The sequence below is a fragment of the Escherichia sp. S10b genome (assembly GCF_028421345.1).
In the GTDB taxonomy this organism is placed as follows: domain Bacteria; phylum Pseudomonadota; class Gammaproteobacteria; order Enterobacterales; family Enterobacteriaceae; genus ECMA0423.
This window is the reverse complement of sequence record NZ_JAHZSO010000120.1, coordinates 1-1,768: the sequence shown is the minus strand read 5'-3', so window position 1 is coordinate 1,768 and position 1,768 is coordinate 1. Positions and strand designations below refer to the sequence as shown.

The window sequence follows — 1,768 nt, the reverse complement described above, 5'->3', positions numbered from 1 at the left end:
CAGACAATCATTATTACCGTTTTGGGAGGTACTAACTATGTCAGTTACAGAGTCTAAGGCAAAAACGGAGCGTAAATCCAGCCGTAAACCTGCAAAAACGCAGGAAACAGTCCTGTCTGCCCTGCTGGCGCAGACGGAGGAAGTGAGCGTGCCGCTGGCCTCACTGATTAAATCACCGCTGAATGTGCGCACGGTGCCGTATTCTGTGGAGTCCGTCAGCGAACTGGCTGAGTCCATTAAGGGCGTTGGCCTGTTGCAGAATCTGGTCGTGCATACCCTGCCTGGTGACCGTTACGGTGTCGCCGCAGGTGGTCGCCGACTGGCTGCACTCAACATGCTGGCAGAGCGCAACATCCTTCCGGCTGACTGGCCTGTACGCGTGAAGGTTATTCTGCAGGAACTGGCGACTGCCGCATCAATGACTGAAAACGGTCATCGTCGGGATATGCACCCTGCCGAACAGATTGCCGGATTCCGCGCAATGGCGCAGGAAGGCAAAACACCTGCGCAGACTGGCGACCTGCTGGGCTATTCACCCCGCCACGTCCAGCGAATGCTGAAACTGGCAGACCTTGCACCCGTCATCCTTGATGCGCTGGCAGAAGACCGCATCACCACCGAACACTGTCAGGCGCTGGCGCTGGAGAACGACACCGCGCGTCAGGTGCAGGTGTTTGAAGCCGCCTGCCAGTCAGGATGGGGCGGTAAACCGGATGTGCGGGTTATCCGCAACCTGATTACCGAAAGTGAAGTGGCGGTGGCTGGGAACAGTAAATTCCGCTTCGTGGGGGCTGATGCCTTCTCGCCAGACGAACTGCGCACCGATTTGTTCAGCGACGACGAGGGTGGCTATGTGGACTGCGTGGCGCTCGATGCCGCCCTGCTGGAAAAACTCCAGGCTGTCGCAGAGTTCCTTCGGGAAGCCGAAGGCTGGGGATGGTGTGCCGGACGCATGGAGCCTGTAGGTGAGTGCCGTGAGGATGCCGGAACATACCGCTGTCTGCCGGAGCCGGAAGCGGTGCTGACGGAGGCGGAAGAAGAACGTCTGAACGAACTGATGACGCGTTACGACGCGCTGGAAAACCAGTGTGAGGAATCTGACCTGCTGGAAGCAGAAATGAAGCTGATGCGCTGCATGGCGAAGGTCAGAGCGTGGACGCCGGAGATGCGTGCCGGAGGTGGAGTGGTGGTGTCCTGGCGTTATGGCAACGTGTGTGTCCAGCGAGGTGTGCAGTTGCGCAGTGAGGATGACGTGGCTGACGACGCTGACCGCACGGAACAGGTGCAGGAGAAAGCGTCAGTGGGGGGAATCAGTCTGCCACTGCTGACGAAAATGTCTTCCGAACGCACGCTGGCAGTCCAGGCGGCGCTTATGCAGCAACCGGACAAATCTCTGGCACTGCTGGCATGGACGCTCTGCCTGAATGTGTTTGGCAGCGGAGCGTACAGTAAACCGGCACAAATCAGCCTGGAATGTAAACATTATTCGCTGACCAGCGATGCGCCGTCAGGGAAGGAAGGTGTCGCATTCATGGCGCTGATGGCAGAAAAAGCCCGTCTTGCTGCCCTGTTACCGGAGGGATGGTCACGAGACATGACGACATTCCTGTCACTCAGTCAGGAGGTGCTGTTGTCCCTGCTCAGTTTCTGCACCGCATGCAGCCTTAACGGTGTCCAGACCCGTGAGTGTGGTCACACGTCACGCAGTCCGCTTGACTCGCTGGAAACCGCTATCGGATTCCACATGCGCGACTGGTGGCAGCCGACA

At 58.4% G+C, this 1,768-nt stretch carries 1 protein-coding gene; it reads left to right on the top strand.

Features of this window, described 5'->3' with window-relative positions; all coding sequences use genetic code 11:
- Window positions 1-37: 37 nt before the first annotated feature.
- Window positions 38-1,768: ParB/RepB/Spo0J family partition protein (locus tag FTE26_RS08420; protein ID WP_272457543.1), on the top strand; the 1,731-nt coding region annotated here is incomplete at its 3' end.